General features: G+C 69.5%; 22 protein-coding genes. 11 read left to right on the forward strand and 11 right to left on the reverse strand.

Going from position 1 to position 25,412, the window contains the following annotated elements; all coding sequences use genetic code 11:
• Positions 1-69 precede the first annotated feature (69 nt).
• Together ACFXGJ_RS06460 and ACFXGJ_RS06465 are read right to left on the reverse strand one after the other, a co-directional pair.
• A complete protein-coding gene (locus tag ACFXGJ_RS06460; RefSeq protein WP_378617523.1) occupies positions 70-1,419 on the reverse strand; it encodes an ammonium transporter in 1,350 nt (449 codons plus the stop codon).
• 186 nt (positions 1,420-1,605) lie between these two features.
• The gene (locus ACFXGJ_RS06465) at positions 1,606-2,202 is read right to left on the reverse strand and encodes a dihydrofolate reductase family protein (protein ID WP_378617524.1); all 597 of its coding nucleotides are present in this window, start codon (positions 2,200-2,202) and stop codon (positions 1,606-1,608) included.
• Positions 2,203-2,360: 158 nt separating this feature from the next.
• Here ACFXGJ_RS06465 and ACFXGJ_RS06470 point away from each other — a divergent pair, with 158 nt between their 5' ends.
• Positions 2,361-4,724, forward strand: a complete 2,364-nt coding sequence (locus ACFXGJ_RS06470; RefSeq protein WP_378617525.1) for a DNA polymerase III subunit gamma and tau — start codon at positions 2,361-2,363, stop codon at positions 4,722-4,724.
• On the opposite strand, the gene ACFXGJ_RS06475 is transcribed toward ACFXGJ_RS06470, so the two are convergent.
• On the reverse strand, positions 4,721-5,152 hold the full coding sequence (locus ACFXGJ_RS06475) for a carboxymuconolactone decarboxylase family protein (protein WP_378617572.1): 432 nt from the start codon (positions 5,150-5,152) through the stop codon (positions 4,721-4,723). The two genes, ACFXGJ_RS06470 and ACFXGJ_RS06475, sit on opposite strands and share 4 nt — an antisense overlap.
• A 53-nt stretch (positions 5,153-5,205) precedes the next feature.
• Positions 5,206-5,550: a GNAT family N-acetyltransferase gene (locus ACFXGJ_RS06480; RefSeq protein ID WP_378617526.1), complete on the reverse strand. Its 345-nt coding sequence runs from the start codon at positions 5,548-5,550 to the stop codon at positions 5,206-5,208.
• 113 nt (positions 5,551-5,663) lie between these two features.
• On the opposite strand from ACFXGJ_RS06480, the gene ACFXGJ_RS06485 reads away from it, so the two are divergent.
• Entirely contained in the window at positions 5,664-6,641 is a 978-nt protein-coding gene (locus tag ACFXGJ_RS06485) for a pirin family protein (protein WP_378617527.1), read from the forward strand.
• 18 nt (positions 6,642-6,659) lie between these two features.
• On the opposite strand, the gene ACFXGJ_RS06490 is transcribed toward ACFXGJ_RS06485, so the two are convergent.
• Positions 6,660-7,631: an alpha/beta hydrolase gene (locus ACFXGJ_RS06490; RefSeq protein WP_378617528.1), complete on the reverse strand. Its 972-nt coding sequence runs from the start codon at positions 7,629-7,631 to the stop codon at positions 6,660-6,662.
• Positions 7,632-7,735: 104 nt separating this feature from the next.
• Positions 7,736-8,677 carry an acyl-ACP desaturase gene (locus ACFXGJ_RS06495; RefSeq protein ID WP_378617529.1) on the reverse strand — a complete coding sequence of 314 codons (942 nt, stop codon included), beginning with the start codon at positions 8,675-8,677 and terminating at the stop codon, positions 7,736-7,738.
• A 266-nt stretch (positions 8,678-8,943) separates the two neighbouring features.
• On the opposite strand from ACFXGJ_RS06495, the gene ACFXGJ_RS06500 reads away from it, so the two are divergent.
• From ACFXGJ_RS06500 to ACFXGJ_RS06540, 9 genes are all read left to right on the forward strand, one after another.
• Complete coding sequence (locus ACFXGJ_RS06500; RefSeq protein WP_378617530.1) at positions 8,944-9,636, forward strand: hypothetical protein; 693 nt, start codon at positions 8,944-8,946, stop codon at positions 9,634-9,636.
• Between the two features lie 38 nt (positions 9,637-9,674).
• Positions 9,675-11,645 carry a histidine kinase gene (locus tag ACFXGJ_RS06505; protein ID WP_378617531.1) on the forward strand — a complete coding sequence of 657 codons (1,971 nt, stop codon included), beginning with the start codon at positions 9,675-9,677 and terminating at the stop codon, positions 11,643-11,645.
• Positions 11,642-12,280: a response regulator gene (locus ACFXGJ_RS06510; RefSeq protein ID WP_378617532.1), complete on the forward strand. Its 639-nt coding sequence runs from the start codon at positions 11,642-11,644 to the stop codon at positions 12,278-12,280. Before ACFXGJ_RS06505 ends, ACFXGJ_RS06510 begins: the two co-directional genes overlap by 4 nt.
• A gap of 176 nt (positions 12,281-12,456) precedes the next feature.
• Complete coding sequence (locus ACFXGJ_RS06515) at positions 12,457-13,671, forward strand: acetyl-CoA C-acetyltransferase (RefSeq protein ID WP_378617533.1); 1,215 nt, start codon at positions 12,457-12,459, stop codon at positions 13,669-13,671.
• 28 nt (positions 13,672-13,699) lie between these two features.
• Complete coding sequence (locus ACFXGJ_RS06520; protein ID WP_378617534.1) at positions 13,700-15,841, forward strand: 3-hydroxyacyl-CoA dehydrogenase NAD-binding domain-containing protein; 2,142 nt, start codon at positions 13,700-13,702, stop codon at positions 15,839-15,841.
• Positions 15,842-16,036: 195 nt separating this feature from the next.
• Positions 16,037-16,540, forward strand: coding sequence for a nuclear transport factor 2 family protein (locus tag ACFXGJ_RS06525; RefSeq protein ID WP_378617535.1), 504 nt, complete (start codon positions 16,037-16,039; stop codon positions 16,538-16,540).
• A 9-nt stretch (positions 16,541-16,549) separates the two neighbouring features.
• Complete coding sequence (locus ACFXGJ_RS06530; RefSeq protein ID WP_378617536.1) at positions 16,550-17,404, forward strand: SDR family NAD(P)-dependent oxidoreductase; 855 nt, start codon at positions 16,550-16,552, stop codon at positions 17,402-17,404.
• Positions 17,398-18,171 carry an SDR family NAD(P)-dependent oxidoreductase gene (locus ACFXGJ_RS06535; RefSeq protein WP_378617537.1) on the forward strand — a complete coding sequence of 258 codons (774 nt, stop codon included), beginning with the start codon at positions 17,398-17,400 and terminating at the stop codon, positions 18,169-18,171. The genes ACFXGJ_RS06530 and ACFXGJ_RS06535 overlap by 7 nt, the downstream gene beginning before the upstream one ends.
• 26 nt (positions 18,172-18,197) lie before the next feature.
• On the forward strand, positions 18,198-18,965 hold the full coding sequence (locus tag ACFXGJ_RS06540) for an IclR family transcriptional regulator (protein ID WP_378617538.1): 768 nt from the start codon (positions 18,198-18,200) through the stop codon (positions 18,963-18,965).
• 25 nt (positions 18,966-18,990) lie between these two features.
• On the opposite strand, the gene ACFXGJ_RS06545 is transcribed toward ACFXGJ_RS06540, so the two are convergent.
• From ACFXGJ_RS06545 to ACFXGJ_RS06565, 5 genes are all read right to left on the reverse strand, one after another.
• Complete coding sequence (locus tag ACFXGJ_RS06545; protein WP_378617573.1) at positions 18,991-19,839, reverse strand: alpha/beta hydrolase; 849 nt, start codon at positions 19,837-19,839, stop codon at positions 18,991-18,993.
• Positions 19,840-19,948: 109 nt separating this feature from the next.
• On the reverse strand, positions 19,949-21,310 hold the full coding sequence (locus ACFXGJ_RS06550; RefSeq protein ID WP_378617539.1) for a GDSL-type esterase/lipase family protein: 1,362 nt from the start codon (positions 21,308-21,310) through the stop codon (positions 19,949-19,951).
• A gap of 118 nt (positions 21,311-21,428) precedes the next feature.
• A complete protein-coding gene (locus ACFXGJ_RS06555; RefSeq protein WP_378617540.1) occupies positions 21,429-22,745 on the reverse strand; it encodes a GDSL-type esterase/lipase family protein in 1,317 nt (438 codons plus the stop codon).
• An 89-nt stretch (positions 22,746-22,834) separates the two neighbouring features.
• Positions 22,835-24,037, reverse strand: coding sequence for a glycoside hydrolase family 1 protein (locus ACFXGJ_RS06560; protein WP_378617541.1), 1,203 nt, complete (start codon positions 24,035-24,037; stop codon positions 22,835-22,837).
• A gap of 58 nt (positions 24,038-24,095) precedes the next feature.
• Positions 24,096-25,400, reverse strand: coding sequence for an MFS transporter (locus ACFXGJ_RS06565; protein WP_378617542.1), 1,305 nt, complete (start codon positions 25,398-25,400; stop codon positions 24,096-24,098).
• Between the last annotated feature and the right edge of the window lie 12 nt (positions 25,401-25,412).

The following is a 25,412-nucleotide window of genomic DNA, read 5'->3' on the forward strand; positions in this document are numbered from 1 at the left end:
GCCCGGCACCGCTTGCACCCACTCGGTGTCCGCGTCGGTCCAGCCCTCCCGCATGCCTTCTCGCGCGCGCTAGTCCCGTGCGCCGGCGGTCGGGTCCTCTTCCTCGTCGGTGTGGTGGCGTTCCTCGGACCGGGGCGGGAACAGGCCCGGGTGATGCCCGAGTAGTCCCGCGGTCGGTCCGCCGTGCGCGAGGACGGCGTGCTCGTAGGCGGACTCGGCGTGCAGGGCCAGGTCGACGCCGGTGATCTCCTCCTCGGCCGTCACCCGGAAGCCGAGGTAGCGGTCGAGGAGTTTGCCGAGGCCGTAGGTGACACCGAACGCGTAGAGCCCCACCACCGCGACCGCGAGGACCTGCTTGCCGAGCTGTGCCAGCCCGCCGCCGAACAGCAGCCCCGCCGCCCCGTTCGTCATCACCTTGGCGGCGAGCAGGCCGATGAGCACGGTACCGACGATGCCGCCGACCAGGTGGACGCCCACCACGTCGAGGGAGTCGTCGTAGCCGAAGCGGAACTTCCAGCCGACGGCGAAGGAGCAGACGACGCCGGCCACCGTGCCGACGACCGCGGCGCCGAGGACGGTCACCCAGCCGCAGGACGGGGTGATGGCGACCAGGCCGGCGACCACGCCGGAGGCGGCGCCGAACGTGGTGGGGTGTCCGTCGCGGCGGGACTCGACCAGCACCCAGCCGAGCATGCCGGTGCAGCCGGCGACGAGGGTGTTGAGGAACACCGCGGCCGCGGTGCCGTTCGCGGACAGTGCGGAGCCCGCGTTGAAACCGAACCAGCCGAACCACAGCAGCCCCACGCCGAGCAGCACGAACGGCAGGTTGTGCGGGCGCATCGGCTCGGACCGGAAGCCGATCCGCGGGCCGAGGACGAGGGCCAGGGCGAGGCCGGAGGCGCCCGAGACGATCTCCACGACCAGTCCGCCCGCGTAGTCGAGGGCGCCGAGCTTGGCGATCCATCCGTCCGGCCCCCACACCCAGTGCGCGACCGGGACGTAGACGACCAGCGTCCACACCGGGACGAACACCATCCACGCCGAGAACTTGGCGCGGTCCGCGATCGCACCGCTGATCAAGGCGGCTGTGAGGATCGCGAACGTGAGCTGGAAGGTCGCGAACAGGAACTCCGGGACCGTCCCGTGCACGGTGTCCGGATCGATGCCGGCCATGCCGAGGTGTTCGAGGCCGCCGAGCAGGCCGCCGCCGAGGTCGTCGCCGAAGGCGAGGCTGTACCCGGCGACCAGCCACACCACCGTGACCAGTGCGATCGCGACGAAACTCATCATGATCATGTTGAGCACGCCCTTCGAGCGCACCATGCCGCCGTAGAACAGGGCGAGGCCGGGCGTCATCAGCAGGACCAGCGCGGTGCTCACCAGCAGCCAGGCGGTGTCTCCGGTGTCGATCGAATGCACGTCAACTCTCCTCACGCGCGGATCGGCCGCGCCGGGGATTGACGATGGCGGTTCGGGGTTTCCTCGGCACTGCAGGCGTGTTGCGGCTGTGTTTCGCGATCCTCACCGTGCCCGATTCGTCCCGAGTGCAGGGCCGATCGCCGCCGGGGAGCCGTTCCGGGGCGGCGATCGGCCGAGCGGGGCGGCCTACTCCGCGGCCACCGGACGGTAGGTGCACACGTGCACGCCGGTGCCGCTGATGGCCGTGGAGACCAGTTCGAGGGTGTGCAGCCCGCCGTCCGCGGGGAAGATCGTCTTGCCGCCGCCGAGGAGCACCGGCATGACCATCAGGCGGAGTTCGTCGACCAGGCCCTCGCTGAGCAGGGTGCGCACGAGCGTCGGGCTGCCCATCACGAGCAGGTCGCCGCCGTCGGTCGCGCGGAGCTCCCGGATCCCGGCGACGGCGTCGCCGCCCGGGACGCGCGTGGTGTTGTCCCAGGTCAGCTCGTCCTCGCCGAGAGTCTCGGACACGACGTACTTCGGGATGGCGTTCATTCGGTCGGCGAACGGGTCGCCCGCGCGCTCGGGCCAGGCCGCGGCCATCGTCTGCCACGTGCGACGCCCGAACAGCAGCGCTTCCGCCTTGGAGAGCGCGTCCTCGAAGGCCCCACCGACCACCTCGGGATCGAAGAACGGATGGGACCAGCCGCCGTGGGCGAAGCCGCCGGCGGTGTCCTCGTCGGGTCCACCGGGGGCCTGCACGACGCCGTCCACGCTGATGAACTCACTGATCACGATGCGCATGGGTCTCGCTCCTCTTGTCGATTCGGGGTGTCCTGGAGTGGAGACCGTCGCGCGTGTCCGAGGTCATCGTCGCCCACGCGATCACAGGGTGTGATGTGGGGCACACGGCGGTCCGGGTCTGTCGGCGAGGTGTCGGGGTTCGCCGGTACCCTCACCGCGTGGCCCTCTACCGGAAGTATCGACCGGCGACCTTCGCTGAAGTGGTGGGGCAGGAGCACGTCACCGAGCCCCTGAGCACGGCACTCGACGCCGGACGCATCAACCACGCGTACCTGTTCTCGGGTCCGCGCGGATGTGGCAAGACGTCGTCCGCCCGCATCCTCGCCCGCTCGCTCAACTGCGTCGAAGGTCCGACGTCCACGCCGTGCGGGGTCTGCAACTCCTGCGTCGCGCTCGGCCCCGGCGGTCCGGGCAACCTCGACGTGATCGAACTGGACGCGGCCAGCCACGGCGGCGTCGACGACACCCGCGAGCTGCGGGACCGTGCCTTCTACGCGCCCGCAGAGTCCCGCTACCGAATCTTCATCGTGGACGAGGCGCACATGGTCACCACGCAGGGCTTCAACGCCCTGCTCAAGATCGTGGAGGAGCCGCCGGAGCACCTCATCTTCGTGTTCGCGACCACCGAGCCGGAGAAGGTGCTGCCGACCATCCGCTCGCGCACCCACCACTACCCGTTCCGGCTGCTGGCGCCCAACACCATGCGCGGGCTGCTGGAGAAGATCTGCGCCCAGGAGAGCGTGACGGTCGAGCCCGCGGTGTACCCGCTGGTCATCCGCGCGGGCGGCGGCTCGCCGCGCGACTCGCTCAGCGTGCTGGACCAGCTGCTGGCCGGCGCCGGGCCCGAGGGCGTGACCTACGCCCGGGCGCTCGCGTTGCTCGGGGTCACCGATGTGGCCCTCATCGACGACGCCGTGGACGCCCTCGCGGCCGCGGACGGCGCCGCGCTGTTCGGCACGGTGGACAAGGTGATGGACGCGGGCCACGACCCGCGCCGGTTCGCGGTGGACCTGCTCGAGCGCATCCGCGACCTGATCCTGATGCGGGCGGTGCCGGACGCGGGCGAACGCGGCCTGGTCGACGCGCCGGGCGACGTGCTCGAACGGATGCGGGAGGAGTCGGAGCGGATCGGCCCGGCGACGCTGGCCCGGTACGCGGAGCTGCTGCACGCGGGGCTCGGCGAGATGCGCGGCGCGACCGCACCGCGATTGCTGCTCGAGGTCATCTGCGCGCGGATGTTGCTGCCGTCGGCGACGGATGCGGAATCGGCTGTGCTGCAACGGCTCGAACGGCTCGAACGCCAGGCGGACACCGGCCAGCCGCTGGCCGAACGGGCGACCGCGCCTCGGTCGGCCCCGCCCGCCGAGCCGGCGCAGCGCTCCGTCGTGGCGGCCGATGCCGGCCCCGCGCCGATGTACCAGCGACCCTCGCAACGCGCGGCGGCAGCCGCGCAGCAGGCGAGCCAGGCGCCCGCGAGCCCGGAGCCGGTGGCAACGCCGCCGGAGCCCGTCGTCGCGGCCGAGCCTGTCGCCGTGGAGCCTGTCGCGCCGCCGGAGTCGATGGCGCCGGAACCCGTCGCGGAGGAGCCCCTCGCACCGGAACACGTTGCGCCGGAACCCGTCGCGCCGGAACCCGTTGCGGCGGAACCGGTGCAGGCACCGCCCGCGGTCGAGGCCGTCGTGCCCGAGCCCGCGAGCACGCCCGAACCCGCGATCGCGCCCGAGCCGACGGCGGTGCCGGAACCCGTTGCGGCGGAGTTCGTTCGGCCCGAGCCCGTGGGTGTGGCCCCGGAACCGGAGCCCGCCCCGCCGGTGCCGGAATACAGTGCAACGCCCGAGCCCGAGTCCGAGCCCGAGCCCGAAGCCGTGCCCGCGGCGACCGCCGGCCAGCCGGATGCCGCGGCCGTTCGAGCGGTGTGGTCCGAGGTGCGCGCGAAGGTTCGTGAGCGCAGCCGCACGGTGGAGGTCATGCTGTCCGGTGCCACCGTCCGCGCGGTGGAGAGCGATCGCCTGGTCCTCGTTCACGCCTCGGCCCCGCTGGCCAAGCGACTGGTGGAACCGCGCAACGCCGAGGTGATCCGCGACGCGCTGCGCGAGGTATTCGGGGTGGACTGGGCGATCGACTGCGAGGTCGGCACCGCCGAACCGGTCGAGCAGTCCCGGCCGCAGGCTCCTCGCCAGCAGCCGAAATCGACTGGTGGGCCGCGGTTCTCGCGACCGAGTCAGGGTCAGGCCACCCAGCAGGCGGTGCCGCCGGTGCCGGAGACGCAGGCGCGGCCCGAGCCGACACCGGGACCGCCCGTCGACGACATCCCGCCGCCGGACTACCCGGACTACCCGGACGATCCGGGTCCGCCGCCCCCGGTCGAGCCGGCCGCTCCGGAATCGGTCACCGCGGAGGACGAGGAGGAGATGATGGCGCAGGCGGCGCAACCGTCCGACCCGTCCATTCGCCGGGACCCGGAGGAGATGGCGATCGAACTGCTCGCGACCGAGCTGGGCGCCAAGCGGATCGACGGCTAGCCGGGACCGACCTGGTTCGGCTTCGGCGACGGCCGGATCTGGTGCAGGCTGGCGATCGAAACCCGGTTGAACGCGTTGATCGCGATGGCCGCCCAGGTCAGCACCGAGACCTGGTCGTCGGTCAGGTGGGAGCGGACCGCGGCGTACGTGCGATCGTCGAGGTGGTCCTGCGTCGACAGCGTGACCGACTCGGCCAGTTCCAGCGCCGCGCGCTCGCGGTCGCCGAAGACGGTGACCTCACGCCATGCCGGCAACACGGCGAGCCGACGCGTCGACTCGCCGCCGGTCAGGGCGCGCCGGGTGTGCAGGTCGAGGCAGAAGGCGCACCGGTTCAGTTGCGAGACACGGATATTGACCAGCTCGATGATCGAGCGGTCCAGCCCGGCGTCGACGGCCTGCGCGCCCACCTCGACCGCCACCGCCGTCATCGCCCGGTAGATCGACGGCGACTGCTTGTCGATCGGAATCCGCTTGTGGGCGGTCACTGGCGGGCCGACCGCACCGCCTCCAGCGCCGCCGGGGTGACCGGGTCGACGCAGGCGGCGAAGTCGTCGTGCTTGCCGAGGTACTTCGCCACGTAGGGACAGATCGGGACGATCCGCTTGCCGGCCGCGACGGTGGCGGTGAGCGCCTCGTGCACCAGGATGCCGGCCAGGCCCTGGCCGGCGAACCGGTCGTCGATCTCGGTGTGGAAGAAGATTCGCTGACCGCCCTGGTCGAGGTACTCGGTGAAGCCGGCGAGTTCGTCGCCGAGCCGGATCTCGTAGCGATCTGCGGCATCGCGAACGGTGGGGGACTGCGCGGTAGAGCTTCGTTCGTCCGTCATGGGGCCACTATGCCGCAGCGCCGGTAACCGTGCGCGCCGGTTCGGCGCGGGATACGTTCGAACCGGGATGCCGTCGTCGGTGTCTGGCAACCGGACCCGAGAATCGAGTACCCATGAGCAATCTCGACCCCAACCCCGACGAGGTCGTCTGCGCCGGCCGCGACGGCCACCGCCCCAGGGTGCTGGACTACCGCGAGGTGCCACTCGGCGGTCCTCGTGCGATGACGGTGCGGCGATCGCTGCCCCAGCGCGGGCAGTCGTTGATCGGGGCCTGGTGCTTCCTCGACCACTACGGCCCGGACAACGTCGCCGACAGCGGAGGCATGCGCGTCGCCGGGCACCCACACACGGGTCTGCAGACTGTGTCCTGGGTGTTCCGCGGCGAGATCGAGCACCGGGACACCACCGGTGCCCACGCGATCGTGCGCCCGCGAGAGATCAACTTGATGACGGCGGGCTCGGGGATCGCGCACTCCGAGTTCTCGACGGCCGACACCACTGTCCTGCACGGCGTCCAGCTCTGGGTTGCCCTGCCAAACGCACACCGCTTCACGGAGCCCGCCTTCGAGCACTTCGAGCCGCCGCTCCTCGACATCGAGGGCGCTCAGGTGCTGGTGTTCCTCGGCAGCCTGTTCGGGCAGTCGTCGCCGGTGCGCACCTTCACCAGACTGCTCGGCGCGGAGATCACGCTGCGGCCGGGGCAGACCCTCTCGGTCCCGTTGGCCGCGGACTACGAGCACGGCGTGATGGTCGATACCGGGATGGTGTCCGTCGGCGGTGCGGAGGCGAAATCCGGTCAGCTGGTCTACCTTCCGCTCGGCGCGAGCGGCGTGGACATCGCTGCCTCGCCGGACGGATCCGCCAGGATCCTGTTGCTCGGCGGCGAGCCGCTCGGTGAGCAGATCGTGATGTGGTGGAACTTCATCGGACGCAGCCACGACGAGATCGTGGGGTACCGCGAGGACTGGCAGCGCGAACGGCGGGACCAGAGCTCGCCGCAGACCGGCCGTTACGGTCCGTTCCCCGCCGAATGGCAGCAGACGATTCCCGCGCCGGACCTGCCGAACGTCAGGCTCGCGCCGCGGGGATGACGATGCGGGTCCGCCTCGTCAGGCGGACTTCTCCAGCCGTGCGCCGACGTTGCGCCGGACGAAGTCCACGCTGAGCTCGACGATCTTCTCGCTCTCCGGCAGGACGGATCCGAGCACCGGGAACGCGTGGATCTGCCCGCTCCACAGGTGCGTCTCGACGGGACGTCCGGCTCGCTCGAAACGCTCGGTGAGGATCTCGACGTCGGGGCGCATCAGCTCGTGCTCGGCGGAGACGAGGAAGACCGGTGGGAACAGGGCCGGGTCGGCGTCGACCGGGGACTCCGCGCCGATGATGGCGTCCGGGCCGCCGAGCCACCGGTTCTCCAGCTTGTGCACCTTGTTCATCGGCAGGTACGCGTCCTTGCGCATGAAGTTCGGGTCGTGCCGTCCCAGGTGCAGGTTCAGCAGCGGCGAGTACCCGATCACGGCGGCCGGTGTGGGCAGGCCCTGCAGCGCCGCGATCTCGGCGACCTTCATCGCCAGGTAGCCGCCCGCGGAGTCGCCCGCGACGATGATCTTCGACGGATCCTCGCAGGAGTCCAGCAGCGCCCGGTACGCGGACATCGCGTCGGTGATCGACGTCCCGACGCCCCCGTACGGGAGCTGGCGGTAGTCGACCGAGACGACCGGAACCCCGGCCCGCTCGGCGAGCAGTCCGCACGCCGCGCGGTGCGTGCCCAGACCGCAGAAGACGAAGCCCCCGCCGTGCAGATAGAGGATGGTCGCGCCGTCCAGGTTGTCGGTCGCGCGTCGACGATGGGTGACCCGCTCGCAGCGCACCCCGCCGAGCAGCAGTGGCTCGACGGTGGTGTTCGGCGGCGCGGGCAGTCGGTCGAGGTAGGTCTCCAGCCGGCCCAGCGCCAGGATCCCGCGGTCCGTGGTCGGCCAGATCGTGAACAGCGGCTTGACCACCGTCCGCGCGAAACCCGAGACCAGGTGAGCCCGAAGGCTGGTGTCCCAGTGCCACACCGTGGATTCGCCCGTTCGCATGCCGACCCCTTCGTCGTTACAGAGTGTCACGCATACGATAGGGCGAGTGCTGCGAGCGCGCGGGCCATCGGCCAGAATCAATTCCACATTTTCGGAGCGACCTGTCAGGCGCGCGCCGCCTCTCGGGCGAGCATCCGCTCGCGGGACTCCTCGAACCGGGTCGCCGACTGCTGCAGTGTCTCGAGGTAATCGCCGAGCCGATCGCGGGCGCGTTCACCCTCGCCGGTGAAGTCGGTGCGTTCGAACACCTTCCACATGCGCAGCACGGGAAGCAGCACCTCGTCGAGGTGTTGACGCAGGTCGTAGATGCCGTGCTTGGCGAGCAGCACCGCGTTGCGCCGGAAACCGGGCATCGTCAGGCCGGGCATCTGGAAACGGGTGACCACCTCGGTGAGCGCTTCCATCGCCGAGTCGGGGGCGAGGTCGAGCGCGGCACCGGCGAGGTTCCGGTAGAACACCATGTGCAGGTTCTCGTCGGCTGCGACGCGGTCGAGCATCCGCTCCGCGACGGCGTCCGCGCAGGCCCTGCCGGTGTTGCGGTGCGAGAGCCGGGTCGCCAGCTCCTGGAAGGTCACGTACGCGACGGAGTGCAGGAACGATCCCTCCATCGGTGAGACCAGGCCGTTGGTCATGTGCTCGACGCGGAACTGTTCGAGTTGAACGGGGTCGACCGCGCGGGTCACCGTCAGGTAGTCGCGAAGGACGATCCCGTGCCGGTTCTCCTCGGCAGTCCACCGGTTCACCCACGTGCCCCACGCCCCGTCGCGGGAGAAGCTGGCCGCGATCTCACGGTGGTAGGAGGGCAGGTTGTCCTCGGTGAGCAGGTTCGTGACCATCGCGGCCTTCGCGACCTCCGAGAGCCTGGACTGGTCGGGTTCCCAGTCCTCGCCGCCCATCGCGGCGAAGTTCCGGCCCTCGTCCCACGGCACGTAGTCGTGCGGATTCCAGTTCTTGGCCATGGACAGGTGCCGGTTGAGATTCGCCTCCACCGTTGGTTCGAGCTCACGGAGCAGGTCGAGCTGCTGGGGTGTCGAGAACGTCGCCATGAGAACTCCCAGGGGCGTTGGGGATCGGGGGATCCGCCGCCCGCGTCGTGGTGCCCGGAGTCGTACCCAGCCAATTGAACACCGCCACCCGGGGCGGTTCCAGACTGTCGCGCAATTCGGTCCGCTTTATCCGATCCGTCGCCGTCGCCCGAGAATTCCCGGCCACTCGGGTCAGGTGACCCTGGTGGCCGGGACACCGGGTGCAGCACCGTGATCTGCAGTCGAATGCGCCGCGACCGCCGCGGGGCAGAGCAGGAGGTGGGCAGATGAGCACAGCCAGCGAGCTCCAGGCGTCGCCGGACGTCCCGGCCGGCACCCGGCAACGGTCGGGGTGGACGCTGATCGGCGTCCTCGCCGGGCTCGGCGGGATCGTCGGGACGCAGGCGAGTACCCGGATCTCCGTCACCTCGGAGGAGGGCATCGCCGGCAATGCCGTCGCGATGACGGCGCGGCTCGCCGACCAGCGGACGTCGATCCTCGTCGAGCACGTCGCCTTCGCGGTCGCCGCGCTCGCCCTGCTGGTGTTCGCCGCCGGTCTACAGCGGCGGATCGCGGCGCGGGTGGACCTGGGCAGCTTGCTGCCCTCGGTCGCGGCCGGCGGGTTGCTGCTCACCGCGGCGGCCTGCCTGATCGGGACCGGCCTGACCACCGAGCTGGTCTTCGGACTGTCCGAGCGGGAACAGCTGGTGCCGGAGTTCGCGGTGGTCGGGGCGCACTGGATGGGCACCATTCCGTGGCTGTGGGCGGGGGCAGGGGTCAGCGCGTTGGCCGCGGCTGTCGCCGCGCTCCGGCACGATGCCCTGCCTCGCTGGATCGGGTGGACCAGCGCGGTCCTCGGTGCGGTGACCGCCCTGTTCGGGATCTCCCCGCTCCAGTACATGGCGGGCTTCACAGGCCCGGTCTGGGTGCTCGTCTGCGCACTCGGGCTGTGGTTCTCGGGGCGCGCCGACCGTCGCTGACGGAGAATGCGGATCCGGAGAGACGGGAAGGGGAGCGCGTGAGCGAGCGATCCGAGGTGGTGGCGGGCGCCGGTGGATGGCCCGTACCCGCCGCGGTGCTCGCGCTCACCGCATGGCTGCTGGCGGTGCTGGCGCTGGTCGCGTTCCTCGGCGCGAGTCCCGCCCTCGACGCGAACCAACTGTTCTTTCTCGTGGACCTGGTGGGCGCGGGCGTCTACGGCACCGTCGGAGGGGTGGTGCTGTCCCGTCGCGCACATCCGGTTCCGATCATCCTGGGCCTCACCGCGATCGGGCTCGGTCTCGCCGCGTTCAGCTACGCCTGGACTCAACTGGCGGCCGTCCGTCCGGGACTGCCCGCGGTCGCCGCGATCGACCCCCTGCAGAACACCGCCTGGATCCCGGGCACCCTCGCGCTCTTCCTGGTCGTGCCCTGGCTGATTCGTGACCACCGGCTCGACACGGTCGCCGAGATGGGGCTGACGCTCGGCGTCGCGACGACGGTCTGGTTCTTCGTGGCCCGCACCTACGCCGAGACCGCGCCGGTCGCGCTGGTGGCCCCGGTCGTGACGGTCGGGCTCGCCGCCGCGGCCGACGTCGCCCGTCGATGGCGACGCGGGCCGGTGGCCGAGCGGGTCGGGCTCGGCTGGCTGTGTCTGGGCACCGCGATGATGGCGCTGTCCTTCGTGCCGCTCGCGCTGCCCTCGTCGTGGCCCTGGTTGTGGGTGCTGACACCGCTGACCCACCTGGTGGTGCAGACCTTCTACCCGGCCGCGATGCTGGTTTCGATACTGCGGCAACGGATGTGGGGGCTCGATCTGGCGGTCAGTCGGGCCGTGCTCGCGGGCACCCTGACGGTCGTGCTGATCGCGCTGTACGTGGCGGTCGCCACCGCCCTGGCCCGGCTGGTCCCGACCGCGGACTCGGTGGTCGCCCAGGCGGTCGCCGCGGGCGCGGTCGCGGTGGCGGTGCAGCCTGCGCGGCTGTGGCTGCAGCGCCGGGTGCACGACCTGGTGTACGGCGACGGGCTGGACCCGGCCCGGGCCGTCCGCAGCCTCGGCACCCGGTTCGCGTCCGCGGACCCCGACGAGTTGGTCTCGGAACTGGCGGGCGGTGTCGCGGCGGCGCTGCGGCTCGAGTCGGTGACGGTGTGGCGGGACGGCGACGCGGAGACGATTGCGCGCCACGGAGACCCGACCGGTCCGGCCGTCGAGGTCGATCTGATCCACCGCGGCGCTACCGTCGGCGGGCTGACCGCCACCGCGCCACCGGGCGAGTCACTGGATGCGCGGGCCCGGAAGTCGTTGCAGGAGCTGTCCTCGGTGGTCGCCGCCGGGCTGGTGCTGGTGCAGGCATCGCGGGATCTCGACGCCGCGAGGGCGCGGCTGTCCTCGGTACGGCTCGAGGAGCGGCGGGTTATCAGGCGCGAACTGCACGACGGACTCGGGCCGTCGCTCGCGGGGATCCGGTTGGGCCTTCAGGGGGTACGAAACCTGCTCGCCAGCGACCCGGGGGCGGCCGGTCGCCTGCTGGAGTCGCTGCAGGAGCAACTCGATCACCAGGTGGACGGCGTCCGGTCCTTGTCGCGCAGCCTGTTTCCGCCCATCCTCGACGAACTGGGCCTGGCCGCCGCGTTGCACGAGCTGGCCGCCCAGCACTCCCGCGGCGGATTCGCCGTCGAGGTGCAAGCCCACGTCCCGGTGGGCGTGGACGCGGACGCGAGCGTCGCCGCCTACGGGATCGTGGTGGAGGCGGTGTCCAATGCGCGCAGGCACAGCGGTGCGGACCGCTGTCGGGTCGAGGCGCTGTGTACGACAGCCGATTCGACGGACCGGCAGCTGATCGTGACGGTGCTGGACGCGGGCGCCGGGTTCGACGCGGTGCGGGCTCCCGGCGTCGGCACCCGGACGATGCGCGAGCGGGCCCGCGAACTCGGCGGCACCCTGGTGATCGATTCGACGCCACCGCACGGAACGCGGATCGTCGCCCGGTTACCGTTGGCGCCGTCATGACAGTCATCCGCGTCGCCGTCGTCGACGACCACCCAGTGTTCCGGCTCGGCATGGTCGCGCTGCTGTCGACCCTCGACGGCATCGAGGTCGTGGTCGAGGCCAGCTCGGCGGCCGAGGCGCTGCGGGCGGTGACCGACGAGGTGGACGTCGTGCTGATGGACATCGAACTCGGGGACGGCTCCGGGGTGGAGGCGACCAAGGAACTGGTGGCGCGACTGCCGGACCTGCTGGTGCTGATGGTGACCATGCACGAGGACGACGACTCGCTTGTCGCGTCGGTGCGCGCGGGGGCGCGGGGTTACCTGGTCAAGGGTGCGGGTCCGGAGGAGGTGGAGCGGGCGGTGCGGGCGGTGGCCAACGGCGAGCTGATCCTCGGCGCCGCCGTCGCGCAGCGGGCGATGGGTTTCATGGCGGCCTCGGTGAGCCTGCCCTCGGCGGTGTTCCCGTCGCTCACGGTGCGGGAACGGGAGATCCTCGACCTCATCGCTGCCGGTCACGACAACGCCACCATCTCCCGCCGCCTGGTGCTGAGCCCGAAGACGGTACGGAACCACACCTCGAACATCCTGGCCAAGCTCGGCGCGGCGGACCGGTCGTCCGCCATCGTGCTGGCACGTGACGCCGGCCTGGGCTGATCGCATCGGTCACGGACCTCGCTCGGTTCGGTCCTAGACCCCATTTTGGAACACGTTCTACTATTGCGTCTATCGGGGTGTCTGCCTCGGGTCGGTGCCGTGACCGGCGCCCGACCACGCTGGATCCGAAGACGAACCGCTCGCACGCGGCGCAGCCGTGCACAGGAAGGAACATCGTGACCACAGAGGCATTCATTTATGAAGCCATCCGAACCCCACGTGGCCGAGGCAAGAACACCGGCTCGCTGCATTCGGTCAAGCCGATCTCGCTGGTCACCGGCCTGATCGACGAGCTGCGCGTGCGCTTCCCGGACCTCGACGAGGACCGCATCTCGGACCTGATCCTCGGCGTGGTCTCCCCGCTCGGCGACCAGGGCATGGACATCGCGCGCATCGCCGCCACCGACGCCGGCCTGCCCGACACTGTCGGCGGCGTGCAGATCAACCGCTTCTGCGCCTCCGGGCTCGAGGCCGTGAACATGGCCGCACAGAAGGTGCGCTCCGGCTGGGACGAGATGGTCATCGCCGGCGGCGTCGAGTCGATGTCGCGCGTCAAGATGGGCAGCGACGGCGGCCCCTGGGTCAACGACCCGGCCACCAACTACGACAACTACGTCGTCCCGCAGGGCATCTCGTCCGACCTGATCGCCACCATCGAGGGCTTCAGCCGCGACGACGTCGACGCGTACGCCGTCCGTTCGCAGGACCTGGCGGCGAAGGCCTGGGCCGGCGGATACTTCGCCAAGTCCGTGGTCCCGGTCAAGGACATCAACGGCATCACCATCCTCGACAACGACGAGCACATGCGCCCCGGCACCACCGTGGAGAGCCTCGCGAGTCTTGCCCCCGCCTTCGCGATGGTCGGCGAGATGGGCGGCTTCGACGCCGTCGCGCTGCAGAAGTACCACTGGGTCGAGAAGATCAACCACGTCCACCACGGCGGCAACAGCTCCGGCATCGTCGACGGCGCCGCGCTGCTGCTCGTCGGCAGCGAGGAGGCCGGCAAGGCCATGGGGCTCACCCCGCGCGCCCGCGTCGTCGCGACGGCCACCTCGGGTGCCGACTCCACCATCATGCTCACCGGCCCGACGCCGGCGACGAAGAAGGTGCTCGCCCAGGCCGGTCTCACGGTCGACGACATCGACCTCTTCGAGATCAACGAGGCGTTCGCGTCCGTCGTCCTGAAGTTCCAGAAGGACCTGAACATCCCGGACGAGAAGCTCAACGTCAACGGCGGCGCCATCGCCATGGGCCACCCGCTCGGTGCCACCGGCGCCATGATCACCGGAACCATGGTCGACGAGCTCGAGCGCCGCGGCGCCAAGCGGGCCCTCGTCACGCTGTGCATCGGCGGCGGCATGGGCGTGGCCACCATCATCGAGCGCGTCTGACGCGGCCCGGACTACCAGGAGAGACGAAGTGAGCGAGCAGAACATCATCAACTGGGAGCAGGACGCTGACGGAATCGTCGTGCTCACCATCGACGACCCCAACCAGGGCGCGAACACCATGAACGACCGGTACATCGCGTCGATGAACTCCACCGTCGACCGGCTGTACGCAGAGAAGGACGCCATCACCGGTGTCGTCCTCACATCCGGCAAGAAGACCTTCTTCGCCGGTGGCGACCTGAAGAACATGATCAAGGTCGGCCCCGCGGACGCCGAGCAGATCTTCAACCACAGCGTCACCCTCAAGGCCGACCTGCGTCGCCTCGAGACCCTCGGCAAGCCGGTTGTCACCTGCATCAACGGTGCGGCCCTCGGCGGCGGCCTCGAGATCGCGCTGGCCACCCACCACCGGATCGCCGCGGACGTCAAGGGCGTCAAGATCGGCCTGCCCGAGGTCACCCTCGGCCTGCTGCCCGGCGGCGGCGGCGTGGTGCGCACGGTCCGCATGTTCGGCATCATGACGGCGCTGACCCAGATGCTGCTGCAGGGCCAGCAGCGCGGACCGCAGCAGGCCAAGGAGATCGGCCTCGTCGACGAGGTCGTCTCCTCCGTCGAGGAGCTCGTCCCCGCCGCGAAGGCGTGGATCAAGGCCAACCCCGAGTCGGGCGTGCAGCCGTGGGACGTCAAGGGCTACAAGATCCCGGGCGGCACCCCCGCCACCCCGGCGTTCGCGGCGAACCTGCCCGCCTTCCCGGCGAACCTGCGCAAGACCCTCAAGGGCTCGCCGATGGAGGCCCCGCGCGCGATCATGGCCGCCGCGGTCGAGGGCAGCCAGGTCGACGTCGACAACGCGCTGCGCATCGAGTCCCGCTACTTCACCAAGCTCGTCACCGGGCAGGTCGCGAAGAACATGATCCAGGCGTTCTTCTTCGACATGCAGTCGATCGGCTCCGGCGCCTCGCGCCCGAAGGACATCCCCAAGAGCGAGATCAAGAAGGTCGGCATCCTCGGCGCCGGCATGATGGGCGCCGGCATCGCGTACGTCTCGGCGAAGGCCGGCTTCGAGGTCGTGCTCAAGGACGTCAGCATCGAGGCGGCGACCAAGGGCAAGGCGTACTCGGAGAAGATCGAGGCCAAGGCGCTCTCGCGTGGCAAGACCACCGAGGAGAAGTCCGCGGCCCTGCTCGCGCGCATCACCCCGACCGCGGACCCGGCGGACTTCGCCGGTGTCGACTTCGTCGTCGAGGCCGTCTTCGAGAGCCCCGAGCTCAAGGCCAAGGTCTTCCAGGAGATCGAGGACATCGTCGAGCCGAACGCGCTGCTGGGCTCGAACACCTCGACCCTGCCGATCACCGGTCTCGCGACCGGCGTCAAGCGCCAGGAAGACTTCATCGGTATCCACTTCTTCTCGCCCGTCGACAAGATGCCGCTGGTGGAGATCATCCGCGGTGAGAAGACCTCCGACGAGGCGCTGGCGCGGGTGTTCGACTACGTGCAGGCCATCCGCAAGACCCCGATCGTGGTCAACGACTCGCGCGGCTTCTTCACCTCGCGCGTCATCGGCACGTTCATCAACGAGGCCATCGGCATGGTCGCCGAGGGCATCGAGCCGGCCACCATCGAGCAGGCCGGCATGCAGGCGGGCTACCCGGCTGCGCCGCTGCAGCTCTCGGACGAGCTGAACCTGACGCTGATGCAGAAGATCCGCGCGGAGTCGAAGGCCGCGGCGCTGGCCGAGGGCAAGGAGCTGCCCGCCGACCCGGCAGGCGACGTCATCAACTTCCTCGTCGAGGGCAACGACCGCAAGGGCCGCCTCGGCGGAGCGGGCTTCTACGAGTACGTCGACGGCAAGCGCACCGGCCTGTGGTCGGGCCTGCGCGAGCAGTTCAACTCGGGCTCGAACCAGGCCCCGATCAAGGACCTCATCGAGCGGATGCTGTTCATCGAGGCCATCGAGACCCAGAAGTGCTTCGACGAGGGTGTCCTGATGACCAGCGCCGACGCCAACATCGGCTCGATCATGGGCATCGGGTTCCCGGCCTGGACCGGTGGTGTGCACCAGTACGTCGTCGGCTACGAGGGTGGCAAGGCCGGCTTCGTCAAGCGTGCCGAGGAGCTCGCGGCGAAGTACGGCGAGCGGTTCACCCCGCCGGCGTCACTGAAGGCCTAGGCCCCGTCCGCCTCGAGGCGCTCCCCGCTCGGTCAGTCCGAGCGGGGGGCGCCTTTCGGCGTTTTCCGGTGCCTGCAACCTGCGGTTTCCCGCGACGAGGGAAAGGCTATGGGCGGTCGGATAAGTCGACACTAGGTTCACCCGGTGTGGCCTGGAGCACAGCAGTCTCGGGCCGATCGGAGAACAGGAGTCGCGGTGTCTCAGTCACTCGCCACGGGTCGTCCCCACGGTTTGTCGTGGGAGGAGCAGCTCGCTCACGTCGAAGCGATCAAGGCCCTCAAGCACAGGTACTGGCGGGCATGTGACGCGAAGGACCCCAGGGTGTTCCGCGCGTGCTTCATCGCCTCGGGTGCGTCGATCGACTACGGCGCCCTGGGCGCGTTCGACGATGCCGACAAGATCGCCGAGGTCTTCACACAGATCGCGCTGCAGCTGGTGGACGGCCGCCACGTGATCCTCGACATGCACCACGGCATGCACCCGGACATCACCGTGCACGACCACGGTTCGGCGTCCGGCCAGTGGACCCTCCGGTTCCGGCAGGTCAATCTCGTCGAGCGGACCGAGACCGTGATGTCGGGCGAGTACGACGACGAGTACGTCGTGGAGGACGGCGAGTGGAAGATGTCCAAGTGCCACTTCCGGCGGTCGTGGGCGATCACGCGACCGCTCGGTGACGACTGCCTCGTCGAGCAGTAGGCGACGCGCATGAGCAAGGTTGCTCTCGTCACCGGGGCGAGTCGAGGAGTGGGCAAGGGTATCGCGTCCGCCCTCGGAGCGGACGGCTGGACGGTGTACGTCACCGGGCGCGGGCCGGTCGGAGGCGGCGGTCCGCTCGACGCGACCGCGGCGGCGGTCACCGAGCGGGGTGGCACGGGTATCGCCGTGCAGTGTGATCACCGGGACGATGCCCAGATCGCGGACGTCTTCGCCCGCATCCGCGAGGAGCAGGATGCCCGGCTGGACCTGTTGGTCAACAACGTGTGGGCCAACCCGGACGGCTTCGCCGGATTCACCGAGCCGTTCTGGCAACGCCCCGTGAGCGACTGGGATTCGCTGATCGGCGTCGGCCTGCGAGCCCACTACGTCGCGAGCGTCGAGGCCGCCAAGCTGATGGTCCCCGCGGGTTCCGGTGCCATCGCGAACATCTCGTCCTTCGGTACCCGCGGCTATCTGCACTCGGTGCTCTACGGGATGTCGAAGGCGGGGCTCGACAAGATGGCCCACGACATGGCCGTCGAGCTCGAGGGCACCGGGGTGAGCACGCTGTCGTTGTGGCCCGGGCTGGTCAAGACGGAATTCGTGATGGCCATGGGTGTCGACGACATCGAGGGATTCCCCATCGCGGACGCGGAGTCGCCGGAGTTCGTGGGTCGCGTCGTTGTCGCCCTCGCAGGCGACCCCGACCTCAACGCCCGCTCCGGCCACACCCTGGTCACCGCAGAGGTGGCCCAGCACTACGGCGTCACCGACGTCGACGGCAACCAGCCGATCTCGCACCGCGCCGCGTTCGGCGGCGGGGCGGTGTTCGGTCCCGACACCAATGGAGTACCAGCATGCTGACTTTGAATTTCCCGGACGGTGCCGCGCTGGTGTTCGGCGGCAGCGGCGGCATCGGCAGCGGGGTCGCCCGCGAGTTCGCGCGGGCCGGCAGCGCCGTCGCGATCTGCTACAACTCCAAGCGCGAGGTCGCCGAGGCGACCGTGGCCGAGCTGCGGGCACTCGGGGTCAAGGCGAGCGCGCACCAGGTCGACGTCCGCGACGAGGCGGACGTGTCCCGGGTGCTCGGTGAAGTGATCGAGGAGCACACGCGCATCCACACCGTCGTGTGGGGCGCCGGCCCGGTGGTCGACCAGATCACCGTCGCCGAGACGACCCCCGCGCAGTACCGACGGTCGATCGAGATCGAGACCCTGGGCATGTTCACCGCCGTGCACGCCGTGCTGCCGCACTTCCGCGAGCACGGCGGGGGTTCGGTGGTCCACCTCGGATCCGCCGGCGACCACTGGTTCCCGATGCTCGACGGTCTGTCGGTGATCCCGAAGGGTGCCAACGAATCGCTGATCCGCGGGATTGCGAAGGAGGAAGGCGCGCACAACATCCGAGCCAACTCGGTGTTGGTCGGCGTGATCGAGGCCGGCATGTTCCTCGAGCTCAAGTCCCAGGGCGTCTTCGACGAGGAGTGGGAACGCGAGGTCCACAAGCTGGTGCCGCTCAAGCGGTGGGGCAAGCCCGCGGACATCGGTGCCGCCTGCGTGTTCCTGGCCTCGAACGAGGCGAACTACATTACGGGGCAGCAGATTTCTGTATCGGGCGGCTTCGGCGTCTAGTCCGCCGAAGAAGGAGAGGTGCGGCCGTGGAGAACGATCGTCAGCAGACTCAGGGCATGTCGATGTTCGACCGGGTCGAGCTCGTCCTGGAGGCCTTCGAGGACTGCGGGCACCTCAGCCTCAGCGAGACCGCCCGGCTGACGGGGATACCGACCTCCTCGGCGCACCGCCTGCTCGAGAAGATGGTGGAGAAGCGGTGGCTCAACCGGGTCGGAACCCGCTACGAGATCGGGGTCCGGCTGTTCGAGCTCGGATCGAGGGCGGTGCGAAGCCACTGGTTCCACCGCACCGCCCTGCCGACCCTGCAGGAACTGCACCGGTCCACGGGCGCGGTCGTCCACCTCGCCTTCCTCGACGGGTCGGACGGCATCTACTGGGAGAAGATCTCGGGCACCTTCGGGGCCAAGATCCCGTCGCGGATCGGTGGTCGGTACCCCGCGCACCGATCCGCGGTGGGGAAGGCGATGCTCAGTGCGCTTCCGCGTGAGGCCCTCGACGGGCCGGACTTCGACCGGCTCAACCGTGACGCTGCGCGCGGGTCCGGAGGCAGGCGCACGTTGGAGGCGGAACTCCACCGGGTCGACGCCGAGGGTGTCGCCTTCGACCGAGGCGAGGCACTGCCCGGGATCGGGTGCGTCGCCGCGACCATCGCGCACGGTCACCCGACGCCAGCCGCCGTGTCGATCTGCGGGCCGCTGGGCCGAATCACCACGGACCGACGCATGGTCGCGGCGGTGCAGAGTGCCGCGGCGGAGATCGCCCGCAGTGTTCGGCAGGCAGCGCCCTCCGCATGAGTCCGCCGGACTCTCGGCAGCTCCGTCAGAGGTGCCGACGGAGGAAGTCGAGAGTCGGGTCGAGTGCGACGTCGGAGTAGGCCACCGCGTGCTTCGATCCGGGAATCACGCGGGTTTCAGCCGGGGTTCCAACCGAGCGCAGGCGATCGGCGAATGCGGTCATCTGCTCGACGGGGACGGGTTCGTCAGCTGAATTGAACAGGAGCGCTGGTGGATTCCCCGCGGATACGTGCCGGATCGGGGAGGCCTCGACGGCTTGATCAGCGCATCGACTGGTGGTGGGCGCGCATCCGAGGTAGACCGCGGCCGCGCCGATCGAGATCGCGGTGTTCCTCGGGGTGTTCTGGACCGCCAGATCGTACGGGCCGGACCACCCGACCACCGCCTTCAGCGGGGCATGGCCCGCGGTCACCGCCTGCATGAGCAGGTGTGCTCCGGCAGATGTTCCGAGTCCGCCGATCCGGTCGGCAGCGATCCCGAAATCGATTGCGTGTGTGCGGATGTACTCGATCGCGGCCACCGCGTCCTGGTACTGGCGGGGGTTTCGGGGCGCAGACAGGCTGTAGTCGATGTTGAACACGACGAAGCCGTCCGCGGCGGCCCGGCGGGCTTCGTCGTCGAGCAGTGCACGTGAACCAGTCGCCCAGGCACCGCCGTGGACCATGACAATCGACGGTGTCGGGACCGAAGATGCCCCGTCGGCTGGGGAATAGACAGTCATCGCCCCAGGTCCGTGGTCCGTCGGATACTCGAGATCCGCCGTGGTCACCGATGCGGTTCTCGAATCGGCCGGGGCCGCAGGCTCGTGGATGCCGGCCGCGGCAACGCCCGACCCGAGTATGGTCAGCGAGACCGCCACGACGGCGGCCTTCATCAGAGTTGTCGACAGCCGCCGCTCAGTGACTACCACGATTGACACCTGGTCCCTTCGTATCCCACGCGCGACCCCACTCCACCGAGCCCGCCGCTCGGCTCGTGCACCGTCACCGCGCTGCTCCCGCCGAGCACCTGTTGCCGGCGAGCCGCGCTGTGTCGACGGCGGCGGCCATCGCCTTGTATCCGTCGGGGTTCGGGTGGAGATTGTCCGTGCTGGCGTACCGCCGGTCGAGAATGCTGTGGTTACCGGGGTCGCGGAGGGCGGCGTCGAAATCGACGACGCTGTCGGACAGGTGCTGGGACCTGATCCAGGCGTTGATTCGTGCTCGCACCGGCTCGGCAGGCGGGATGCTCAGGGCCCCATGGGTCACGGAGTTCGAGGCCGGGAGCAGCGTTCCGAGATGCACGCGCAATCCGGCACTGTGGAACTGGTCGATGAGGTTGGTGTACCCGACGACGACTTCCTCGTAGGTCACCCCGATCGGGGTGCCGATGTCGTTGATTCCCATCAGGACGATGACGTCGCTCACGCCGGCCTGATCGATCACATCCGCCTGTGCTCGCGCCACTCCGGACGGGCCGAACTTGGGGAACTCGGACGGTGTGTCTCGGGTGAGTCGATTTCCTCCGATGCCGGCGTTGGTGACGACGACCTCGCGGCCGACCTCGTCGAACCTTCGCTGAAGAAAGTCCGGGTACCGGACGTTCTTGTCGACGACTCCCTCGATCCGGGGGGCTCCGAGCGGGTCGTTGCCGACATGACCGTCGGTGATCGAATCTCCGAACGCGACGACCGTTGCCGTGTCCGCGGGGGCGAGGACATCCATCTGGGAGACGAAGGACACGCGGGTGGTTGCGCGGGCGAACGCGTCGGCGCCGGTGTCGCTCGAGTGGTCTCCGAGGCCGGGGGTCGTGAGAAAGCTCGTGGCGTTTCCGAGGTCGTGCCCGGTGACGGCCGATGGTGCCCGGTCCACGTAGATGCTGACGGCGAGCGGCTCGAATGCCGAGAACGCAATCGGTACCGGATCCGTCACGACATCCGAACCGGGTGCGGCCGTGATGGATTCACGACCGCCATCGAAACGTACCTCTTGCACGGACTCGGGTTCGACGGCGGCACCGTCCTTCTGGCGAGCGATCGTGACCCGTGTGAAGGTGACGGGTTCGCTGCCGAATCGATTGCTGAGGTGGAGGCGGACGTGTTCGCCCCCTCGGTGGGGCGTGACCACGACCCGGTGTGTCTGGTTGGTCGAGAGTCCGGTGCCTACGGGGCTCACCGCCATTCCGGCGGCGACGGCTTCCACACCGCCGATCGCGTTGGTCGGGCTGGCGGACCAGTTGCTGACCCAGTGGTCGTCACCGCAGCCGGGCGCTCCCGCGTTCGCAACGGCGGATGCGAACAGGCTTGTCGTCGCCGTCAGGACGGCACAGGCCATCGAGAAGCTCGTGGTCTTGAAACCTATTGTCATGTAACTACTTTCAATCCGGTTCACGCGACTCCGCAGAATCGGTCTGGTGAGTGGCGGTCGTGCTGCCGTGGTCGTGTGGAACGGAGTGTCGCGATCGCGGGTGACGCCGAGTCCGCAGTCACCTCGCGGCAGTGCAGTCGTTCCCGACGAATTTGGTGATGTCCACGGTGTCGGCGATCAGCCGATATCCCTCGGGGGTCGGGTGGAGGTTGTCCGCGCTGGCGTACCTGCGGTCGAGGATGCCGGGATTGTTCGGGTCGCGAATGGCAGCGTCGAAGTCGATCACGCTGTCGGACAGCCGCTGAGATCGAATCCACGAGTTGGCCCGGACCCGGACGGGATCGGACGGTGGGAAGCTCGTCAGTCCGTCGGCGAGCCCGTTCGACGCGGGCATCATGGTGCCGAGGTGCACGCGCAGGCCCGCGTCGTGAAGTCGGTCGATGACCCTGGTGTACCCCGCGACGAGCTGCTCGTACGATGCGCCGATCGGCATTCCGAGGTCGTTCATCCCGATCCAGACGATCACATCGGTGACACCGGACTGGGCGAGCACGTCGGCGTCCATGCGTGACTCGCCTGCCCGCCCGAGTGCGGGGACCATCCCGTCGGAGAGCAGGCGATTGCCGCCGATCCCGGCATTCGTGACGACGGCCTCGCCGCCGGCCTCGTCGAGCCGGTGCTGAAGGAAGTCCGGGTAGCGCACGTTCTGGTCGACGACCCCCGCGACCTGCGGGGTTCCCAGGAAGTCGGCGGCCACGTGCCCGTCGGTGGCCGAGTCCCCGAAGGCGACGACCGTGGAGACGCCGGCCGGCGCCGGCATGTCGACCTGGGAGACGAACGGCACGCGCGTGGTCGTGTGGCTGAACGCATCGCCGGCGATATCCGCGGCGTGGTCTCCGAGCCCGGGCGGCGTGTAGTAGCTCGTCGCGTTGCCGCTGGCGTGCTCGGTGACCTGCCGTGACCGGCCGTCGGTGTGGATGCTGATCGACAGCGGCTCGAACCCCTCCACGGTGATCGGGACGGGATCGGTCACGATGTCCGTCCCCGGCGCGGCCGTCGTCGACGTGCTGCCGCCATCGAAGGTGGCAGCACGGAGTGAATCCGGATCGATTGCGGCGCCCAGGGTCTGGCGTCCGACGGTCACCCGCGTGAAGGTGACGGGTTCGCTGCCGAACCGGTTGCTGAGCCGGATCCGCACGCTGTCTCCGCCGCGGTGTGGCGTCACTACGATGCGGTAGGTCTGCTCGCCGCCGGGCATCTCGGAGCCGATGGCCCCGACCGAGTCGGTCGGGCTCGCGGACCAGGTGCTGACCCAGTGGTGATCACCGCATCCGGCGCTGGGCACGCCGGCCCATGCGCTGGCGGTGACACTCGTCGCCGCCATGACGGACACGCAGATCGCCGCCAGCAGTCCGTACCCGAAGTCCCGTGACATATGGATCCTTCCGTCTCGTTCGCTCAGGTTTCCACTAGCTGACTGAGTGGTCGGTAGGTTAGCGCATCGATGCCTCGACAGGAAAGGCGTCATGGCTGCAGACCCGCGGGAGTCTCGAGCCCGTTGTTCCGCGCAACACGTCCGAGCCACGCAAGGCTTGGCTTCGGCGTACGGGTGAAGGTCGTACGGTCGACGCCGATCAGGCCGAAAGTTGGTGCCCAGCGCCCCCATTCGAAATTGTCGAGCGCGCTCCAGTGCAGGTAGCCGCGGACATCGATCCCATCGGCGACCGCCGCCTCCAGATGGGTGAGCGCCTCGGCGGTGTACGCGATTCGTCGCGCGTCGTCGGCGGTGGCAATTCCGTTCTCCGTCACCAGTAGCGGCACGTGCTCGGTGATGTCCCAGGCCCGGCGCAGCGCGATGCCCAGGGCGTCGGGGCGATACGCCCAGCCCATGAGGGTGTTGTCGGGGTGCTCCGGATGAGGGATCGGACCGTCAGCCCCCACGGGTTGGCTGGTGTAGGACTGGACCCCGAGGAAGTCGTCGCCACGCGCGCCCGCCAGGTACCGGTCCTCCCAGAGGTCGTTCGTCCGCGCGAGAACGTCTTCGTGCCCCGCCGTTCCCTCGAAGGCCTGCTGTCCCACCGTCCAGCCGACCTTGGCCGTGGTGGTGGTGCGGAGAATCTCGACCGCCTCACGGTGCGCCCGCACCAGGACGTCGCCGACTTCGTCGTCGGGTTCCAGCCTGTCGTTCGCCGGCCGGGAGGACCCCGCACGGGAGCCGAGCGTCAGGTCCAGGTACCGAACGCCGAGCGCGACGATGTTGGGCTCGTTGATGGTGCAGACCCAGTCGACTCCGCCCAGGACGGACGAGGCGCGATCGACGTAACGCGTGAAGCTGTCGATCGCGGCGGGATGCCGCCAGCCGCCCCGGTTGCTGAACCAGCGCGGCGAGGTGAAGTGGTGCAGCGTCACGACCGGCTCGAGCCCGACTTTCCTTGCGGTCTCGATCATTCGACGGTAGTGGTCGAGCTGGGCGCGGGAGAACTGACCCTCCTCGGGTTCGATCCGCGACCATTCGATGCTGAAGCGGTACGCGTTGAGGCCGGCATCGGCGAGCAATGCCATGTCCTCGGGGTAACGGTGGTAGCTGTCGACAGCGTCGCCGCTCCGGTCGGGGAAGTACGGTCTGGACCGGTTCTCGTACCCCCACCAGTCGGCGCCGGTGTTGGCTCCCTCGGTCTGGTGCGCGGAACTCGCTGCACCCCATAGGAAGTCGTCTCTGAGTCTCATCGATGTCCATTTCTCGAAGTGGATCGGTTCGCCGAACCGGGGCCGGTCGTCGTCTGGGTCAACGAACGCCTCGAACGCGGTAGATCGTGAACACACCCGCCAGGCAGGTGAGCGCGCCGAGGACGTACCACGTCCCGTAGCCGCCCAGGGCGGTGGCGCTGCCGAGACTGATGACGGCCGGCGCGACGGCGGGCCCGACGGATTGCGGCAGGGTGCCTGCGAGGGCGATCAGGCCCAGGTCCTTGGCATTGTCGTCGGGATTCGGCAGCACCTGCACCGCGAGTGCCTGGTCCACGGACATGAAGGCGCCGAGACCGAGCCCGATGATGCCCTGCGCCACAACGACGATTCCCAGCGATGGGGCGAATGCCAGCGCCAGCAATCCCACCACCATGATCAGCCCCGCGACGGCCACGAAGGGACGCCGCTTCCCGATTCGGTCGGAGAGCGCGCCCCCGAGGGGCGCGGACAGGGACAGGCACACGACGCTCACCACGTTGACCAGGAGAATCGCCTTCGCGACGTCGGCCTCACCGAGCTGGAACCGTTGCCCGAGGAAGAACGGGAAGAACGTTCCGATTCCGGCGTAGCCGAACATCACCAGGAAGCGGGAGGCCATCACCCACGAGAAGTTGGGGTGCCTCCGGGGGTTGAACGCGACGGAGCCGACGAACTCCCGGATACCGTGGCGCGGAGGTGTGTCCTCGAGCGGCGGATCCTCGAGTGCCACCAACAGTGGGATGGCGAACACGACGGCGACGATTCCGGGTACCAGGAACCGGAGCAGATCGCCGGTCAGCACGGTGACGAGAACGCTTCCCGCGAGAATGCTCAGCGGGGTGGTGACCCCGGTGATCCCGGAGACCACCCCGAGTCGGCGCGCGGGCACCTGGTCGGGAATCGTCGCCTGGGAGGCGACGAGTGCCGCACCGAAGCCGGCCTGCGCGACGCACCAGGCGATCAGGACCTGCGGCACGGTGTGCGCGAGACCCACGCACACCAGAGCGCCGGCCCCGACGACGGCGCCCCCGAGGATCCACGGTCTCCGACGTCCGAACGAGGACCGCGTGCGATCGGACAGACGGCCCACGACCGGCTGGGCGATCATCCCGACGATCGCGCCGGTACCGGCGACCACGCCCAGCGCGTGCGTCGCACTCTCGATCGAGCCCGAGATGTGCTGCAGCTTGAACGCCAGGGCGAACATCACGGGGGTCATCAGGGCGAGGTAGACGCCGAAGTAGGACAGGGCGAGTCCGACCAGGAAGCCGCTCGGCTCGCGGCGCTCCGGGTCGCGCCGCGGCGTGTCGGCTCCGGGGCCGCCCTCGTCGACGGCGACGGGGAGCGAGTGGGGTTCTGACATGGGAGTCCTTGG

This window comes from Rhodococcus sp. NPDC059234 (assembly GCF_042754225.1).
GTDB lineage: Bacteria > Actinomycetota > Actinomycetes > Mycobacteriales > Mycobacteriaceae > Rhodococcus_G.

Excerpts from the sequence above, each read along its gene's own strand:
- ACFXGJ_RS06565 (WP_378617542.1), bottom strand. The coding sequence starts at position 25,400 with ATGTCAGAACCCCACTCGCTCCCCGTCGCCGTCGACGAGGGCGGCCCC.
- ACFXGJ_RS06510 (WP_378617532.1), top strand. The coding sequence starts at position 11,642 with ATGACAGTCATCCGCGTCGCCGTCGTCGACGACCACCCAGTGTTCCGG.
- ACFXGJ_RS06550 (WP_378617539.1), bottom strand. The coding sequence starts at position 21,310 with ATGACAATAGGTTTCAAGACCACGAGCTTCTCGATGGCCTGTGCCGTC.
- ACFXGJ_RS06535 (WP_378617537.1), top strand. The coding sequence starts at position 17,398 with ATGCTGACTTTGAATTTCCCGGACGGTGCCGCGCTGGTGTTCGGCGGC.
- ACFXGJ_RS06480 (WP_378617526.1), bottom strand. The coding sequence starts at position 5,550 with ATGACGGACGAACGAAGCTCTACCGCGCAGTCCCCCACCGTTCGCGAT.
- ACFXGJ_RS06500 (WP_378617530.1), top strand. The coding sequence starts at position 8,944 with ATGAGCACAGCCAGCGAGCTCCAGGCGTCGCCGGACGTCCCGGCCGGC.
- ACFXGJ_RS06545 (WP_378617573.1), bottom strand. The coding sequence starts at position 19,839 with ATGAAGGCCGCCGTCGTGGCGGTCTCGCTGACCATACTCGGGTCGGGC.
- ACFXGJ_RS06495 (WP_378617529.1), bottom strand. The coding sequence starts at position 8,677 with ATGGCGACGTTCTCGACACCCCAGCAGCTCGACCTGCTCCGTGAGCTC.
- ACFXGJ_RS06485 (WP_378617527.1), top strand. The coding sequence starts at position 5,664 with ATGAGCAATCTCGACCCCAACCCCGACGAGGTCGTCTGCGCCGGCCGC.
- ACFXGJ_RS06560 (WP_378617541.1), bottom strand. The coding sequence starts at position 24,037 with ATGAGACTCAGAGACGACTTCCTATGGGGTGCAGCGAGTTCCGCGCAC.
- ACFXGJ_RS06555 (WP_378617540.1), bottom strand. The coding sequence starts at position 22,745 with ATGTCACGGGACTTCGGGTACGGACTGCTGGCGGCGATCTGCGTGTCC.
- ACFXGJ_RS06490 (WP_378617528.1), bottom strand. The coding sequence starts at position 7,631 with ATGCGAACGGGCGAATCCACGGTGTGGCACTGGGACACCAGCCTTCGG.
- ACFXGJ_RS06475 (WP_378617572.1), bottom strand. The coding sequence starts at position 5,152 with ATGACGGCGGTGGCGGTCGAGGTGGGCGCGCAGGCCGTCGACGCCGGG.
- ACFXGJ_RS06530 (WP_378617536.1), top strand. The coding sequence starts at position 16,550 with ATGAGCAAGGTTGCTCTCGTCACCGGGGCGAGTCGAGGAGTGGGCAAG.
- ACFXGJ_RS06465 (WP_378617524.1), bottom strand. The coding sequence starts at position 2,202 with ATGCGCATCGTGATCAGTGAGTTCATCAGCGTGGACGGCGTCGTGCAG.